The following is a 16,451-nucleotide window of genomic DNA, read 5'->3' as shown; positions in this document are numbered from 1 at the left end:
AATTGCTGCAAATTAAAATTTAACGCCCAGATACCGTCTGAACACCTTCGCCATCAGGATAACCAAATCTCCTGCAAGATATAATCGTGAAGTGATGACTTTCAACAAAAAACGTTGCCAGCCAGAAAATGGCAACTTAATTTCCGGGTATTGTTTTTCAACGTCGGCAAAAAGTGGAGCATATTTTCTGCGTAAAACCGGTGTGGTATGCAAAAGATAAGCCCCACGATCCATCAAACGGGCTTTTGCCAGATAGTTTTCAAAGCGAGGCAAATCGTTTTGCTGAATAAAGAAATCCTGAAGCAAGTCGAATAAACGTATCATCGACTCAAAATGGAGCGTCTGCTTGCTTCCACTGCTGTATGATCCCAGATTCGACTGGTTGTAATAGTAAAGCGGATGATGGAGAACTGCTACCTTTTGGGCAAAATAAAAAAGCCGAACCGTAGCAAAATAATCTTCACCGAAGTTGACTCCTTCGGCCATTCTTATTTTGTGCGTTGTCCACAAAGAGCGTTTGGAAAGCGTTCCCCACAAAGCCGCGCGGGTTTCATGAAAAGCAAGTCCTTCGATATACGATTGCGAAGCCTCCGGAAAATTTTGTTTCACGACCGACACCTGAGCTTCTCCCCGATAAGAGAAAAAGCTGTCGGTAGTAACAATATCGGCCTGTTGTTGCACTGCCTGTCGCACCAACATTTCTACCGCATCTTGTTCCAGAAAATCGTCGCTATCGACCCACAGCAGGCAATCGCCGGTTGCAGCGTCAAGTAAGGTATTCCGGGTCTGACCGATGCCTTTGTTGGCAACATGCGAAATCATTTTCACCCGTTCTTTGCGTTCGGGATATTGTTCGATCGTTTGCTGCAAAACAGACACACTGTTATCTGTCGAACAATCGTTTACAAAGACAAACTCAATGTTTTCATAACTCTGACCGCACAACGAATGCACACACTTTGCAATATATTTTTCAACATTGTAGACCGGCACCAATATCGAAACCACACTTCCGTATTGCAAGGCATCTGTCATCATTCGGAAATCAGGTTAAGAAAGCTGCGGGCCGAAATTTCATTTGTACCGTTTGCCAAAATCCATTCGCGGGGATGAAAAACGGAGAGGTCTGTATGTTGTGTCAAAAGCGTTTCGAGTTCCTGCATGTCACGAAAGAAACAGCCTGTTTCCCCGCTTAGGTAAGGTGCACTCGAAGCAGCATAGTTTCTCAGTTTATATTGATAATTTCCCTGATTCCAGACAAATGTCGGGGTATCGGAAGCCCACATTTCAAACAGAGCAATACCCTGAGTTTCGGTTGCAGAAAACACAATGGCAAAGTCGACACTTGCCAGTTTTGCCTTCATTTCATCTTTGGTATAGCTGCCGTAAACAATCGATTCATAAGCGATGTTCACACTTTCCAGCAAAGCCTTGCATTGTTCTGCCAGTTTTTTCTGGGGATATTTCAAATAGAGCAGGCAACGTCGTTGGTGCCCCGCCGGCAATTGTTTGGGAAGATTCCATTCGTCGGGATTCACGCCACTACACCAGATAGCGATACGTCCTTCCACGGCGGGATTATCTTCAACAAACGCATCCAGCACCCATTGCGATGGAACCAGCATTTTATCGACAAGATCGGAGGCAATGATTCCACCTTCATCAGCCGACGAAACCGCCACGTTGGGACCCACCGTCAGTCGTTTTATCTTCCCTTTTCGTTTCAGTTCAAGGGCAAAATGCAAAGCCTCAAATCCCGATAACACATGAACATGATCGCCGATCTCCGAACGACGGGTTACGTTGATGTTGTACTCAACGCCCAAACGATCGAGGCCATCGGTAATTCCGCCCGTAACAGCTCCATGCCCACGGGTATAGGCTGCTTCGCCGAACAGTTTACGTTTAATCCGTTTCAGCTTGTAAATAAATGCAGTGCTGTTGTGTGTTAAAAGGGTCAGCATAAACTATCTGATATTCAAATAATATTTATTTCCAGCCGTGTTTAATTACATTTCCGATAAATCCGAAGTAATTTCCGGCCGTTAGTTGCAAATCTTTTTTGACAACCAAAGGCCATTTCCAGTACTGGTAAACCATCTGAGACAAGCCAATTCCGAGAATAATGGAAGCCACGCCCAAGGTAGAGAATTGCAGCAACAAAAATACGGCAATAAATGCAAGAAAGCCCGAAATAAGATTGGATTTGAAGAAAGGCACCTCGTTTTTTATCGTCAAAAAGGCGGTAGACATGCCGCTATTTACTTCCATGTACGAAATAATCAGGTAAATAACTATCAATCCGCTGGCCAGAAAATTGGTTTTACTGTGAATAAGCGCCATGAAATAAGGGCCTATTACCACAAATCCGGTACCGGCTATGATGTAGAAAAACAGTAAAAATGTGTTTGATTTCAACCACAATCGCTTCAAACTATCCATATCTCCGGTTACCCGATAATGCGTCATTTTTGGGAAATAGGTATTAAAAACAATCATACCGATACTCGAAATCAGCTCAATAAACTGCCGTGTTGTACCAAACTCACCAATCACTGTCAATGAAAGATACAAAGGAGCCATCAGCAAAATACCCTGATACATCAGGAATCCACGGATCACCGTCACACCCACTTTAAGGGCATTCGGAGTCATAACCGCCATGATCTCTTTCACGCTTTTCTTGTTGCTGCAAGCCATCTGCTGTTTTGTTTCTTTGTCGTAAAAAGTTGAATAACAAAGAATACGATTCACCACATCGCTTATCAGTTGCCCGAATACCAAAGAGATGAGACCAAAACCCAGTAACAGCATGATAACGGACGACAGAATGCGTGAGCCATGACCGATGATGACGATCTGCTGGTATTTTTTTACAAAACCACGCCCCAGCAACAACGAGCTATAATAGTATGTGTAAAGCTGATAAGCAACCAATATACCATAAACAATCCAGGCTATCCACACAGTCGCGATATTTCCCTGATAATTGTTTTTTTCAAAAATATAGGGTAAGTAAAAAGGAGATGCCACGAAAAAGACCAGCAAAAAAATACCGGCAATAATGGCATAGTAACGCCTCATCGCTGCAATCAGGCTCTTGAGCAAGCCATAATCAATTGATTTATCGTTTTCAGCGACCGTAACGTAGCCCTCAGATTTCAATTCCTTGGCTCCACTGAAAACATAAGTGATATTGCGTGAAAAAGCATTGGAAAACCCAAAATCGAGCAGCGCCGCCAGTCCTCCGATAGTAAGAAAAATATTCCAAAGCCCAACTTCCTTCGATGGCAGTAGATGAAGCACCAAAGGAAGAACAAGCAGACCCGAGGCAATCCGCATAAAGGTCCCTGCAAAGTTCCAGATTACATCTTTACGTCCAATTTGTTCCATTCAAAATCAGGCTTTTGAAATTGTGTCGGCAATAATGTCTGAGGCTTGACCATTACCATATAAGTTGATAGAAAAATCGGGGTGATTCGTTTTTGCTTCTTCAAAGGCCGCCATCAGCAACGCCTTGTCAGTGCCAACCAGGGTATTGAATCCGCCTGCAACAAGCTCGGTCCATTCGGTCTGTTCGCGCAGGGTGATGCACTGTTTTCCAAAGAAGAAGGCTTCTTTTTGCACGCCTCCGCTATCTGTAACGACCAACTGGCAATGTTGCAGGAGACGAATCATATCGAAATAGCCCACCGGATCGATAGTTCGACATTGCAATGCGATTCCGTTTTGTTGCAAAATGGCTCGTGTGCGCGGATGCAATGGTAACACCACCGGTGTTTTCCGGGTTATCTCGTTTAACCCTTCGATTAGCTGCCGCAATTTTTGCACATCGTCGGTGTTCTCCTGCCGGTGAATAGTTGCCAGTACAAATTCATTGAGTCCTAAATCCTCAATGATAGTCGATTTTGCTGCAGCTTTCTTAGCATAAAAAAGAGCAGCATCCAGCATCACATCCCCGCTTTTGACCAATTGTACCGGAAAATTACGGAAGCCTTCGTTTTCAAGGTTTTGAACGGCAATATCGGTGGGGCAAAACAAAATATCGGATATGCGGTCGGTAAGGATACGATTGATCTCTTCTGGCATTTGCCTGTTGAACGAGCGCAATCCGGCTTCGACATGAACCACGGGAATATGAAGTTTAGAAGCTGCCAGTGCACCGGCCAGCGTGGAATTAGTATCCCCGAAAACCATCAGGGCTTCGGGCTTTTCGTTGAGTAAAATAGATTCGATACCCTCGAGCATGCGCCCGGTCATTGCTCCGTGATTCAAACCATGAATGTCAAGACTATAGGCAGGTTTCGGGATTTCCATCTCCTCGAAAAAGATCTCCGACATATTGGCATCGTAATGCTGTCCGGTGTGTACCAGAATCTCTTCAATACCATGTTGCTTCAGCGACCGCGAAACGGCAGCCGCCTTTACAAACTGAGGCCGTGCCCCAACAATGGTAAGAATACGATTCATGGTCAACTTCTCTAATTAAAGCGTTTCCAGAATAGCAACAATGCGTTGTGCCGTTTTGCCATCCCAATATTTCGGGTTATTCCCGGTTTTGCCATCGCCTTTGACAATAGCAGCCGCTTCGGCTTCGATATCGTCGATCTTAATCAGCTTGTTGCTCCCTTCCCATACGGTAACGGGGCGTTCGGTATTGGGACGAACGGTCAGGCAGGGAATATTGAGATGGGTAGTCTCTTCCTGAATGCCGCCTGAATCGGTCAGGGCAAATTTGGCACGGCTCACTAAATGGATGAATTCCAGATAGCCGAGCGGCTCAATCAGGTACAGGTTCGGGAATGCCGAAATCGTATCCAGCAAGCCGAACTGCTGAATATTTTTGTAGGTTCGCGGGTGAATAGGAAATACAAGCGGAATTTGTTGCGACACAGCACCCCAGATATTTACCAAACGTTCCAGCGATGCTTTTTCATCCACGTTCGACGGGCGATGGAAGGTCATTACGCCGTAACCGCTCGTCGACAGGTCGTTGATATCGATCTTACCAGGTTTATTGAGCAGTCCGAACACTTGCGGAGCTCCGGCGGCTTTTGCCAGATTGGCTTCGAGGGTGTCAATCATCAGGTTGCCCACCATAAAGATTTTTTCCGGAGCAACGTTTTCTTTCAATAGGTTTTCGTCGGCATCGGCGCTGGTGGTAAAGAAGTAATCGCTAATGGAGTCGGTCACCAGACGATTAATCTCTTCGGGCATGGTGCGGTCGTTGCTACGCAAACCGGCCTCGTAGTGTATCGTTTTGATATTCAATTTAGCGGCTACCAATACACAGGCAGCAGTACTGTTTACATCACCTACTACCAGTACAAAATCGGGTTTTTCGTCAAGGCACACCTTTTCAAAACCTGTCATGATACGGGCGGTTTGCTGGGCATGTGAAGCAGAACCGACTTCGAGGTTGATATTGGGAGCCGGAATGCCGAGTTCTTCAAAGAAACGGCCCGACATTTGGGTATCGTAATGTTGTCCGGTGTGCACCAGCACCGCTTCGAGCTGAGGATGGTTCTTCAATTCGTGCATCAAAGGCGCTATTTTCATAAAGTTGGGACGCGCACCGCAAACAAGGATAATTTTTTTCATTTTTCGAGAACAAAGAGCCAAGAACCAAGATTCAAGACTAACATTTATTTGATACTGAGTACTGAATACTGCGGACTGAGTACTCTTTTTATTTTGTAATATCGTCGAGCAGACCGGCCATTACGCCACACTGTGCACGACGGGAATATTGCTCGTAGCCGCTGGCCGAAGAGGTCAACTCTCCGTTTTGGTATTTCGAGAACAAGTCGAGCAACATTTTTTTCATGCCATCCACATCGTCGAAATCGACAATCGTGCCCGATCCGGTTTGGTTCAACACTTTTGCGATGTCGCTGCCCGACGGACCGATCGCCAGCGTGGGGCGACCCGATGCCATGTATTCATACAGTTTGCCGGTAAGGATTCCGTTGGCATTGGGCGTATTGTTGATTAGCAAAAGTAACATCTGTGCCTTTTGCTGGAACGCAACCGCATCTTTGTGAGACAAATAGCCAACCTTTTCGACATAGTCGCCAAGCTGATATTTTTCAATATTTTCAAAAACCACCGCTTCGATATTGCCCACCAGCTTGATTTTTATCTTCGATGCGAGCTCTTTATTTTCGGGCAGCAGTTCACTCAACGCTTTCCATAGCACTTTCGGGTTACGCGCGGCATTGACGCTTCCGATATGCACCAACGAGAACTCTTCATCGACAGCAACATCCTGTCCGGCAACATCCGCCTCATCATAACCGTTATGAACCAAAGCAATTTTCTTCGGTCCTTTAGCTTCAAATTCGGAGCACCAGGTAGGTGTTACACTCACCACGCAGTCAGCTTCTGAAATCACTTGCTGCTCTCGGCGATGATGCAACTTATCGGCCAGCCAGGAAAGGTTCAATTCTTTGTAAAAATCGATATTCGTCCACGGATCACGAAAATCGGCAATCCAAGGCAAACCTGTTTTGCGATGTAATTTCAGCGCAATAATGTGCATAGAATGGGGAGGCCCGGTAGAAATAATCGCATCTACGGGATTGCTCTTAAGATATTCTGACAGGTATTTTACCGAAGGATTTATCCAGAAACAACGCGGATCTGGAATCAGCAGGTTGCCGCGCAAAGCCAGTGCCAGCTTATGAATAGCGCCACCCTTTTTACCTCCGGCAGCATATGCCACGTTGACCTTTTTCCCTTTGTTGCCTGTCAGCGCCTTATAGATTTCGTAAGGTTCCCATATTTTTGTTTTCAGCACTTCGGTATCGGGCGATACATCCTGTAACAAACTTTGGTCTTCAATGGCAAAATCGGGATTTTCAGGAGTATAAATCACCGGCTGCCAGCCATATTGAGGTAAATATTTAGCAAATTTCAGCCACCGTTGCACGCCGGACCCTCCGGAAGGAGGCCAATAGTAGGTTATAATCAAAACTTTGCGCATAGCGAATTATTTCCCCAGAATTTTATTGTAAGCACTCATATCTTTGAACAGTTCTTCCGCTTTCAACAAGGTCTTATCCTGCGGCAAAGCATAACGTACCACACCTTTCTGGTAATAGTAACGTTTCACAATTTCAGCATTGATAAGATTGGTTATATCCTTACGAAAAGTGTCCAGATCCTTATCGATATTCGGGGTTAGTTTTGCCTGCAACGCTTTGAAATCGGCAGCTGCCACTTCATCGTACCCTTCAATTTTTGCGGTCGACATCAAATTCTTCAGCAGCTTATCACTTTGAAGAGTATAGGTAAACTTCTTTTCTTTTGTAAATTGCTTGAACTGCTCATATTCTGCACCCGTAATTCTGAAATTTTCCGGTTCTGCAATCGTTGCGTGTGTAAGTGCATACTGAGAGGCAAAATCAAAAATAATATTCTGGTTCATCAGATAATATGCAATACTCACTTTCATAGAGTCTTTCACTTCCAAATCGGGACGAATTCCTCCTCCATCGCGTACCGTACGACCAATTTTTGTTTTGAACTCATGGGTAAGGCTATCAGCAACATGTATGGGAGTGCCGTCATCCGTACGGTTTGAATAATCGATTGCCTGAATGCAACGTCCGCTTGGAATATAGTATTTGGCGGTAGTAACTTTGAGATGTCCGTCATAAGGCAATTGGCGAATAGACTGCACCAGTCCTTTTCCGAAAGTACGCACCCCGATAATCACAGCGCGATCAAGATCCTGCAACGAGCCACTTAGAATCTCAGATGCCGAAGCCGTGTTTTGTGATACCAGAATTGCCAATGGCATGTCGGGCAATATCGGCTCGTTGATCGTACGGTAAGTCCGGTCCCATTGTCTTAATTTTCCACGTGTCGAAACCACTTCGGTATTCTTGGGAACGAAAAAGCCTACCATTTTCACCGCCTCATCAATAATACCGCCTCCATTGTCACGAAGGTCAATAACTATGGAGGTTACGTGGTATTTATTCTTTAGTTCCAGTAAAGCAGCCCGCATCTCTTCGGCTGCACTGTTGGTAAATTCATTGAGAAGTACGTATCCTGTGTTATTGCCAACAACACCATAATAAACCACCGGGTTAATAGTTATGCGTTCGCGCATTACCTCGAAAGAGCGCACTTTGGTCTCCCCGGGGCGCTGCACTTTTAGTTTCACAATAGTTTTGGGTTGTCCTTTCAACAAAGCGCTAACCTCCGAAGTTGATTTGCCTTTCAGGTTCAAACCATCCAGTTCAACCAAAACATCGCCTGCTTTAAGGCCTGCTTTTGCAGCCGGTTTTCCTTCATATGGTTCCGAAATAAATACCTGTCCCGATCTGCCTCCAATCAAAGCACCGATACCGGCATATTCTCCGGTAGTCATCATTTTGAGTTCATCCGTCTCTTCTTTTGGCATGTAAACCGTGTAAGGATCAAGACCTTCCAGCATATTATCGATACCGGCACGTATCGTTTTATCATAATTCAGTGTATCAACATAGAAGGCATCAAGTTCTCTAACCACACTGTTGAACACATCCAGATTTTTGCTCATAGAAAAACGTCTTTCATTAGCATCCTGTTGAGCTATCATGCCAAAAGATACCGTGAGCAATGTTATAATCAGCAAGGAGAATTTACGAAATCGAATCATGTCGTGAGTTTGCTATAAATTTGTGCAAAAGTACGTATTATTTTCGGGAAACCTTATTTGTTAAAAGTAAAAATGGTTAAGTGCTAAACACCTAACAGAAAGAGCTTTTATCTTTATTCGGCATAATTCCAAGATTCCCGAGTTTCAGGATTCCAAAATGGGTAAAATTCTGTGGTTTTGGAATAATTGGAATTCTGACATTCCGGGACATAACACACATTTGACGAATCGCAGGTTTAATGCCTATCTTTGCACTCTCTAATAAAATAGTTTATGCAATCCCTTCAACTGACCCTTTCGCCCGAACAGGCGCACACCCCCGAGTTGTTGAAACAGGCTGTAGCCAAAGCGCTTTCGCTGCCTCCGACACAAATATCACATATTCGTCCTATCCGTAAATCAATCGATGCCCGGGGACGATTCGTCAAAATAAATCTGGCCGTAGAAGTTTTCACCGGCAAGGAACCTATCACCTCCGATACCATACCATTGCATTATCAGGATGTAACCAATAAAGAAGAGGTAATCGTGGTAGGTGCTGGTCCTGCAGGTCTGTTTGCCGCATTGCGACTGATCGAATTGGGCTTAAAACCCATTCTTCTGGAGCGCGGACAAGCAGTGACCGAACGCAAAAGAGACCTTGCCCAGATGATCCGCAGCAACACACTGAATCCCGAGTCGAACTACTGTTTCGGAGAAGGTGGCGCCGGTGCTTTTTCTGATGGAAAACTTTATACCCGTTCCAAGAAAAAGGGCGATGTGCAACGCATTCTCTCCATTTTTCATCGTCACGGAGCACAAGACGAAATTCCGTACGAGACCCACCCGCACATCGGCACCGACCGTCTGCCACAGGTGATCAAAGCTATGCGCGAAACCATTCTCGAACATGGTGGCGAAGTGCGATTCAACACCAAAGTCACCGGACTGAAAATTGAAGATTCGAAGGTCATAGGGGTGGAACTGGCAGACGGAAGCACCATCAAAAGCAAAGCGGTGATTCTGGCTACCGGTCATTCGGCACGGGACGTTTATCATCTATTGCACAACAACAATATTGCGCTCGAAGCCAAAGGTTTTGCCATGGGCGTGCGCGTGGAACATCCGCAGGAGCTGATCGACAGCATCCAGTACCATCGTCGCGAGCGGGGAGAATTTCTTCCGGCGGCCGCCTACAATCTGGTGGAACAGGTCGACGATCGTGGCGTTTATTCGTTCTGCATGTGCCCCGGCGGACACATCGTTCCGGCCTCCACCGGAGCAAAGGAGCTGGTAGTGAACGGCATGTCTGCTTCGCATCGTAACTCACCGTTTGCCAATTCCGGTTTGGTGGTCGAAATCAGACCCGAAGATTTGGGAGAATACCAACAATACGGTGTTCTGGCCGGACTGCATTTTCAGCAATACGTGGAAGAACTGGCCTTTTTTAATAACGGCAGTAAAGGATTGACCGCTCCGGCACAGCGCGTAGGCGATTTCGTAAAAGGAAAGCTCTCCGGCTCATTGCCCGATTGTTCGTACCTGCCGGGAGTACTCTCTTCCCCACTCCATTTCTGGTTACCGCAACATATTTCGAGCCGTCTGCAACAGGGTTTCAAAAAGTTCGACCGCAAAATGCACGGCTACCTCACCAATGAAGCCTTGATTGTAGGCGTAGAGTCTCGCTCTTCCTCTCCCGTGCGTATTCCAAGAGATCTGGAAACCTATCAACACGTGCAAATTGAAGGTCTTTTCCCGTGCGGCGAAGGTGCCGGTTATGCCGGAGGAATCACTTCATCAGCCATCGACGGAGAGAATTGTGCCGCTGCGGCAAAACGGTATCTGGAATAATATTTCACAATCAGACAACTGCTTAACATGGTGGTCTGACTGTCATATTTTGTATTTTACGCTTAAAATATAATAAAAATATTCTTTTCATAGTCTTGCTTTTTACAAAATAGTTGTAGATTTGTGTTTTAACAATATCTGTCTTATTGCATTTTAGTAAGTAGCGAAGCTAAAAAGCCAATACTCCTGCAAGAGCGATTCATTCCGATTCGCATGAATTTCATGGAAGGTGCAATTAGGAAAGACCCTCCCAAAGTCAGGGAGACTTGTTTTTCTATCTCCAAAGCTTACTGCCAAAGACGAAAATCAACTGTTTAAATAATCGGGCGATCTATCAACCTTTTAATTTAGTGTCTATGAAAAATTATTTTGTTGCATTGCTTATATTGTTGGCTCCTTGTGCGGTTGTGGCACAAACCGGTAAAGTTTATTTAAAAAACAACATCTACAAGCCTGGAGTTGAAAATATTTATGTGTATGAACCTGCCTCTGATGCGATGATGTCCCAACGACATATTATGGGCATCGTTGACGATTTGAATCATTTGAATTACTCTTATCTCAACAAAGTTGCCGATCATTATGAATTTAAACTGACGCTGCCGGACACCGCCCGTGTTTTTTCAGCTGCTGTATTATCTTTAACTCGAGAAGTGATTGATAATAACGATTCTAAAGGATATGTAGTAGTGCTGCGAAAGCAAAACAAAACGGATGAGTATATGGCGCGGTTGGCATTACTGCAATGCCTGGACTATACTATGTATGCTTTCAAAGTTAAATCGACTCCCGAAGAGGTCTTAAAGGAGTACGAATCTATTTATGCAGCATATCCGTCATTTAAGCAGCTCGGTAGTTACAATAATTATTTGTTTGTCAAATACAGAACGAATAAAGAGATTGCCAAAAAGTTGATGTTAGATCAGATCTCTACCCTTGAGGCGCGTGGAGGAGAACAGGATCTCTCTTATGTTTCTTCCATGTATCGGCAACTCGGTATGGTCGATAAGCAAAAAGAAACCGAACAGATGATTTTGCAAAAATATCCCAGGGGAAGTTTGGCTAAGAGTAAGTTTTGGGCAAGCATGCCGACAAAGAACCTGAACGATTCTATTATCAACGAAGCCAGAATCCGATACCTTGCTGTGGTTGGAGATACGACGCAAACTTCCAAAGATATTTTCAATGCAAGAGTGGTCTCTCACTTTGTTTCGATCAAAGATATTCAGAATGTTGTAAAATATGCCAACATGATTGAGAATAAAAGCTTGTCTATGTACACTCTCAACAATCTTGCCTGGACTCTTTCAGGGCAGGATCTGACGACTCCGGTTCAAAATCTCGATATTGTGGCATCCCTCTCCAAGCAAACCGTAGATGCCGTTCGGAAAGAGATGAGACAGTTATCCAAAAATTTTACGGACTATACTCTGAACAATGCATTCAACATGTTTGCCGATACATATGCCCTGTTGTTGTATAAAATGAAGGAGTATGATCTTGCCTTCCAATATCAGGATTCCGTCAGACAACTGAATGGACTGACCGGTGCTGATGGTAAGGAGCGGTATGCTGTATTTGCCGAAAAAGTGAAGGGACCGGAATATGCCAGACTATTTATAGAAAAAGAGATGAATGCCGGGGTCAGTTCCAGGCCTTTGATTGAACAACTGGAGCGGATTTACCATACATTAAACCTTCCCGAAAGCCAATTAAATCCAATAAAAGATAAAAATGCCAGCCTGCAGTTAGCCGAGAATAAACGAAAGATTATTAACTGTTACCAGCAAGAAAAGGCATTTGATTTTACCTTGACAGATATGGCAGGGAAGCAAGTAAATTTGTCGGATTATAAGGGAAAAGTTGTGGTGATCGATTTTTGGGCCACCTGGTGCGGACCCTGCAAAGCATCATTTCCCCACATGCAAAAATTAGTCAATCAGTACAAAGAAAAAGATGTTGTCTTCTTCTTTATCAATTGTTGGGAAAGAGAGGCAAAAGAGGCTGTGCTAAAGAATGTGAAGGCTTTTATTGCTGACCAAAAGTACATATTCAACGTTCTTTTCGATTCTGAAAATAAGGTGGCAACAATGTATAAAGCACCTCATATCCCGTATAAGCTGGTTATAAACAAGCAGGGAGATATGGTTCAGATCGATCCGCAGCCGGAAATGTTGGGGGATGTGATTGACCGTTGGCTGTAATCTCAAATTGGAGGGAGACGCCTCCTGATGCTGCTTCGCGCAAAATGATACGACACACAAGTTGTTGTTTTGTTCGGAGATATGACTTCAATCCGGTAAGTATTTACTTTGTCTTATCATAAGGGAATATCCTAACCAGATAAATGAAATTCCTGCTGTCGCGAAAACATTCGCACAGTAGGAATTTTTATTTTGTAACGATACTTTCTGCACCCAGAGAATCAGTTTGACGCTTTGGATGCAGATATGAGTAGCGCTCTCTTTTTGTTTCAACATTTAAAAGAATATAAAATCAACTTTTTGTAGCACTATTTATTACGAAACATTCGTAGATTTGCGACGTGATAATAATGGCCGTTTTATTACAGGAAGAAAAAACGATTATGGAAAAATTGACACCACAGGAAGAACATGCCATGCAGGCACTCTGGAAACTCAAGGAGGGCGGAGTTGTTAAGGATATTCTCGAAACCTATCCCGAACCACAGCCACCCTACACTACCCTTGCTTCGACGATGAAAAATCTGGAGAAGAAAGGGTATGTCAAAAGTCGCCGCTATGGCAATGTTTACTGGTACGAACCCGCGTTGAGCTCCGAAAGTTACTCGGAGAAAATGCTTTCGGGCATTATCGACAACTACTTTCAAAGCTCTTACCGTTCGCTGGTAGCTTTCTTTGCTAAAAATGAAAAGATTTCGCGCGACGATCTGGAAGAGATCGTGAAATTGATCGAAAAACAAAAATAGTATGGCACCTTTTACGCTCTATCTGTTGAAAGCAAACGGGGTGTTTATCTTACTGTTTGCGTTTTACCTGCTATTTCTGCACCGCGACACTTTTTACAAAGCCAAGCGGGTGTATCTGCTGGGAATCATTATAGCATCGACTCTTTTGCCGCTGTTGCATCCCGCGGCTCTCATTCCGCAAAGAGAGAGTGTACAGTATGTCATCCTGCTGGTCGGCGATTCGCTGAACAATTTGGCTCGTCCCGAAACATTCTCTTTGAGCACGATGCAATTAATCGATCTGTTGCTCTGTATTGGAATTGCCGGCAGTCTGCTGCTTTTGCTGTTTCGTTATTTACAACTATGGTGGGTAATGCGGCGTTGCAGAGTGGTTTGTTACGGTAATCAAAAAGTGTACGTCCCTGCGAAAGAGCTTAATCCGTTCTCGTATCAGGGGCGGATATTTCTCAATCCGGAACTGTACACAGAAGAGGAGCTGGTAAAGATCATCCGGCATGAGCAGGCTCACATCGACCAAAAACACGGAATCGACCTGATGCTGGTGGCGTTTTTTCAATCGTTGGTATGGATGAACCCGTTGTATTACTGGTTCGCACGTTCGGTACGCGAGAACATTGAGTTTTTGGCAGATCAACAAGTGTTGCGGTCGGGTCAGGATCCGAAAGCATACCAGTATGCCCTGCTGAAAGTGGCTCAAAGCAGCTCGCTGCCACTCACTCAACATTTCAGTATTTCACACTTAAAAAAACGCATTATCATGATGAATAAAAAACGCACCCACTCATTGTGGACCAGCAAATACCTGCTGGTAGTACCTTTATTAATTGGAACCTTACTCGTTGTCAATGCCAAAGAGCTGAAAGACGCCTGGAGTAATGCAGATCTTTCGGATAATAGTCAGCCAGCAGCTTCTGCGACTTCTTCTGACTCCATCAAACAAGTAAAACATGAAGTAGTCATTATCAAACATTCGGGTGATTCTACCCATGCTGAACCGTTGGTTATTATCGATGGCAAGAAAGCAACAACGGAAGAAATGAAGAAGATTGACCCTGAAATAATCAGTAACGTCGAGGTTTTCAAAGACTCAGTATCTGTTTCAAAGTTTGGCAAAGAAGGCAAGAACGGAGTGATCGTCATCACAAAGAAAACCAAAAATGGATCAACAACAACCATCAACGAAAATGGAACAAAAACCGTAGTCGTCACCCACGTTCAAAAAGATAAAAAATCAAAGAATGAAACCACTACAACCACAGTTACTTCCGACAATAACGGATCAAAGCAAGCAAAAACAATTTTTGTCAGACAAACTGGGGGTCAGGACAAACCATTAATCATTATTGATGGGAAAGCAGATGATACCGAAATTGACAAGATTGATCCGAATAATATTGAGTCTGTTACTGTGCTAAAAGATTCTACAGCTATAAAGACTTACGGCAAAAAGGGCAAAAACGGAGTAATTATTATCAAATCCAAGACAAAATAATTTCCGTTCGCAAAACGAAAAAATCCTGCTATAGAAAACCAGTTCTTATAGCAGGATTTTTTCACCTTTAGCATCCAATTCCTATTTCAACTCATACGGCGGAATGGAAGGCTGGATCATTTCCGGCACTTTCGGCGGGTCAATCTTCACTGCACCGGCCAGTCCTTTGCCCGTCACGTTATTGATGCTCAGCAATGGACCTTCATAAGCACTCACGTTGATATCACTCAGACTGGCATTCTGGATATTGGCCAGCGAAATTCCTTTTTTGCAGGTTCCGCTCACGTCACTCAGCGTAAAGTCCTGCAATGGTTTTAGCGGATGTACACTGATTCCGTCTACCAACACCGGCACATCGTGAACTTTTACCCGCGAAAAGCTAAAGTTTTTGACTGTAGGAATACCATCCATTCCCGGAACCGGAAACTGATCCTGAATACCGCTTCCCAACAGATTGAAACGCAAAAATCCACCTTCGGTACCTACCACGTCGATATCTTCCACCTTAATATTTTCGATAAAAGCGCCCCGTCCCGGACGACTCTTAATATAGATAGCATGTGTTTTGGCGTAGGTAAACTTGCAGTTGCGGATCGCCACGTTGCGAATACCTCCTGATGTTTCACTCCCGATACCAATGCAGGCAAAAATAGAATCGGAAAAGGTGCAATTGGTAATGGTCACATCTTCGGTGGTACGCAGCAAGGTGTAGCCTTCCATTCCACGGCCCGATTTTAGAGAGATACAATCGTCGCCGGTAGCAATGTCGCAGTTATCAATCTTAATATGTTTGCACGAGTCAACATCAATGCCGTCGCCGTTACCACCCGTACTGCGGATAGTCAGATTTTTAATGCTGATATTTTCGCAATAGGTAGGATGGATGGACCACATCTGATGATAGTCGGTGGAGAAATCTTCGAAGCGAATACCACGACATCCGAGAGGCTCAATCAATGCAGGATGACGCAGCGGATTCTGCGCATTGGGGCGACCACCCAAGGCATGACAACCCTGAATTTTTCCGGGGCCGACAATCCCGATATTCTCGGCATCAACAGCATAAATCAACCCGACATGCCCCTGAATCCATTTACCTTCCCAACGCACCTGCATCACCGGATAGTCCGCAAAATCGGGGCTACCGGTAAGTATGGCATCTTTCTCCAGACGAAGCAGTGTATTCGACTTTAGAGCAACACCTCCAACCAGATAATTTCCTGTGGGGATAAGCACTTCTCCGCCACCCAGCACCCAACAACGGTCAATCGCTTCCTGAATAGCAACCGTATCTTTTGTAACGCCATCGCCTTTTGCTCCAAAATCGCGGATATTCAGTTTTACTCCTTTTGATGTGGTGGTACTTTTCTGAGCAAGCTTCGCTTGTTTCTTACTTTTTACCGACTGTGCACCGGCAATTCCGGGAATGGAAGCCATTATGGGTGCAGCCAGCAAACCGGTCCCGGCAATTTTCAAAAATTTTCTTCTGGAAGAGTCTTGGGTCATGAGTTTATATGTTTATCCAACAT

12 protein-coding genes are annotated in these 16,451 nt (G+C 44.5%); 4 read left to right on the top strand and 8 right to left on the bottom strand.

Annotated elements, in window-relative coordinates; all coding sequences use genetic code 11:
• Positions 1 to 12 precede the first annotated feature (12 nt).
• From F8N35_RS13850 to F8N35_RS13820, 7 genes are all read right to left on the bottom strand, one after another.
• Positions 13 to 1,038, bottom strand: a complete 1,026-nt coding sequence (locus F8N35_RS13850) for a glycosyltransferase family 2 protein (protein ID WP_293054211.1) — start codon at positions 1,036 to 1,038, stop codon at positions 13 to 15.
• Positions 1,035 to 1,964: a hypothetical protein gene (locus F8N35_RS13845; RefSeq protein ID WP_293054209.1), complete on the bottom strand. Its 930-nt coding sequence runs from the start codon at positions 1,962 to 1,964 to the stop codon at positions 1,035 to 1,037. Before F8N35_RS13845 ends, F8N35_RS13850 begins: the two co-directional genes overlap by 4 nt.
• Before the next feature lie 25 nt (positions 1,965 to 1,989).
• Complete coding sequence (wzx, locus tag F8N35_RS13840) at positions 1,990 to 3,393, bottom strand: O-unit flippase-like protein (protein ID WP_293054206.1); 1,404 nt, start codon at positions 3,391 to 3,393, stop codon at positions 1,990 to 1,992.
• Positions 3,394 to 3,399: 6 nt separating this feature from the next.
• Positions 3,400 to 4,470: a UDP-N-acetylglucosamine 2-epimerase (non-hydrolyzing) gene (gene wecB / locus F8N35_RS13835; protein WP_293054203.1), complete on the bottom strand. Its 1,071-nt coding sequence runs from the start codon at positions 4,468 to 4,470 to the stop codon at positions 3,400 to 3,402.
• A gap of 15 nt (positions 4,471 to 4,485) precedes the next feature.
• Complete coding sequence (gene wecB / locus F8N35_RS13830; protein ID WP_293054201.1) at positions 4,486 to 5,601, bottom strand: UDP-N-acetylglucosamine 2-epimerase (non-hydrolyzing); 1,116 nt, start codon at positions 5,599 to 5,601, stop codon at positions 4,486 to 4,488.
• Between the two features lie 88 nt (positions 5,602 to 5,689).
• Positions 5,690 to 6,985, bottom strand: coding sequence for a glycosyltransferase family 4 protein (locus F8N35_RS13825; protein WP_293054198.1), 1,296 nt, complete (start codon positions 6,983 to 6,985; stop codon positions 5,690 to 5,692).
• 6 nt (positions 6,986 to 6,991) lie between these two features.
• Positions 6,992 to 8,650 (bottom strand): S41 family peptidase, encoded by a 1,659-nt coding sequence (locus tag F8N35_RS13820; protein ID WP_293054195.1) that lies wholly within the window; start codon positions 8,648 to 8,650, stop codon positions 6,992 to 6,994.
• A gap of 273 nt (positions 8,651 to 8,923) precedes the next feature.
• On the opposite strand from F8N35_RS13820, the gene F8N35_RS13815 reads away from it, so the two are divergent.
• The 4 genes from F8N35_RS13815 to F8N35_RS13800 all read left to right on the top strand — a co-directional run bounded on the left by F8N35_RS13815 (position 8,924) and on the right by F8N35_RS13800 (position 14,922).
• Positions 8,924 to 10,480 (top strand): FAD-dependent oxidoreductase, encoded by a 1,557-nt coding sequence (locus F8N35_RS13815; RefSeq protein ID WP_293054192.1) that lies wholly within the window; start codon positions 8,924 to 8,926, stop codon positions 10,478 to 10,480.
• A gap of 356 nt (positions 10,481 to 10,836) precedes the next feature.
• Positions 10,837 to 12,684 carry a TlpA disulfide reductase family protein gene (locus F8N35_RS13810; protein WP_293054189.1) on the top strand — a complete coding sequence of 616 codons (1,848 nt, stop codon included), beginning with the start codon at positions 10,837 to 10,839 and terminating at the stop codon, positions 12,682 to 12,684.
• Positions 12,685 to 13,067: 383 nt separating this feature from the next.
• The gene (locus F8N35_RS13805; protein ID WP_293054186.1) at positions 13,068 to 13,430 is read left to right on the top strand and encodes a BlaI/MecI/CopY family transcriptional regulator; all 363 of its coding nucleotides are present in this window, start codon (positions 13,068 to 13,070) and stop codon (positions 13,428 to 13,430) included.
• A 1-nt stretch (position 13,431) separates the two neighbouring features.
• Positions 13,432 to 14,922, top strand: coding sequence for a M56 family metallopeptidase (locus F8N35_RS13800; protein WP_293054183.1), 1,491 nt, complete (start codon positions 13,432 to 13,434; stop codon positions 14,920 to 14,922).
• 81 nt (positions 14,923 to 15,003) lie between these two features.
• Here the strand turns inward: F8N35_RS13800 and F8N35_RS13795 are convergent, their stop codons facing one another.
• On the bottom strand, positions 15,004 to 16,428 hold the full coding sequence (locus tag F8N35_RS13795; RefSeq protein WP_293054181.1) for a glycoside hydrolase family 28 protein: 1,425 nt from the start codon (positions 16,426 to 16,428) through the stop codon (positions 15,004 to 15,006).
• Positions 16,429 to 16,451: the final 23 nt, after the last annotated feature.

Source organism: Paludibacter sp. (genome assembly GCF_009712605.1).
GTDB lineage: Bacteria > Bacteroidota > Bacteroidia > Bacteroidales > Paludibacteraceae > Microbacter.
The sequence above is the reverse complement of the archived record's forward strand: the minus strand, read 5'-3'. Positions and strand labels throughout refer to the sequence as shown.